Here is a 1167-nt window from a genome sequence, read left to right on the forward strand (position 1 = left end):
AAGCCGCACGTCAACGTTGGCACGATTGGTCACGTTGACCACGGCAAGACGACGCTGACGGCCGCGATCACGACGGTGCTGACGAAGAAGTTCGGCGGCGAGGCGAAGGACTACGCGTCGATCGACAGCGCGCCGGAAGAAAAGGCGCGCGGCATCACGATCAACACCTCGCACGTCGAGTACGAGACGGCCGACCGTCACTACGCGCACGTCGACTGCCCGGGTCACGCCGACTACGTCAAGAACATGATCACCGGTGCGGCGCAGATGGACGGTGCGATCCTGGTGTGCTCGGCCGCGGACGGCCCGATGCCGCAGACGCGCGAGCACATCCTGCTGGCGCGCCAGGTGGGCGTGCCCTACATCATCGTCTTCCTGAACAAGTGCGACATGGTCGACGACGAAGAGCTGCTCGAGCTGGTCGAGATGGAAGTGCGCGAACTGCTGTCGAAGTACGACTTCCCGGGCGACGACATTCCGATCATCAAGGGTTCGGCGCTGAAGGCGCTCGAAGGCGACCAGTCGGAGATCGGCGAGCCGGCGATCTTCCGTCTGGCCGAAGCGCTGGATACCTACATCCCGACGCCGGAACGTGCGATCGACAAGCCCTTCCTGCTGCCGATCGAAGACGTGTTCTCGATCTCGGGTCGTGGCACCGTGGTGACGGGCCGTGTCGAACGCGGCATCGTCAAGGTTGGCGAGGAAATCGAGATCGTCGGCATCAAGCCGACGGTCAAGACCACCTGCACCGGCGTGGAAATGTTCCGCAAGCTGCTGGATCAGGGCCAGGCGGGCGACAACGTCGGCGTGCTGCTGCGCGGCACCAAGCGTGAAGACGTCGAGCGTGGCCAGGTGCTGGCCAAGCCGGGTTCGATCACGCCGCACACCCACTTCACGGGTGAGGTGTATGTGCTGTCGAAGGAAGAGGGTGGTCGTCACACGCCGTTCTTCAACAACTACCGTCCGCAGTTCTACTTCCGTACGACGGACGTGACCGGCTCGATCGAGCTGCCGGAAGGCACCGAGATGGTGATGCCGGGCGACAACGTGTCGATCACGGTGAAGCTGATCGCGCCGATCGCGATGGAAGAAGGTCTGCGCTTCGCGATCCGCGAAGGCGGCCGCACCGTCGGCGCCGGCGTCGTCGCCAAGGTCATCGAGTAATAC

The 1167-nt window shown here is 63.8% G+C and carries 1 protein-coding gene; it reads left to right on the top strand.

Features of this window, described 5'->3' with window-relative positions; translation table 11 throughout:
* Positions 1 to 1164, top strand: a 1164-nt coding sequence (gene tuf, locus TBU01S_RS22685; protein WP_217999694.1) for an elongation factor Tu, incomplete at its 5' end; no start/stop codon positions are given.
* Positions 1165 to 1167: the final 3 nt, after the last annotated feature.

Source organism: Thauera butanivorans NBRC 103042 (genome assembly GCF_001591165.1).
Lineage (GTDB): Bacteria > Pseudomonadota > Gammaproteobacteria > Burkholderiales > Rhodocyclaceae > Thauera > Thauera butanivorans.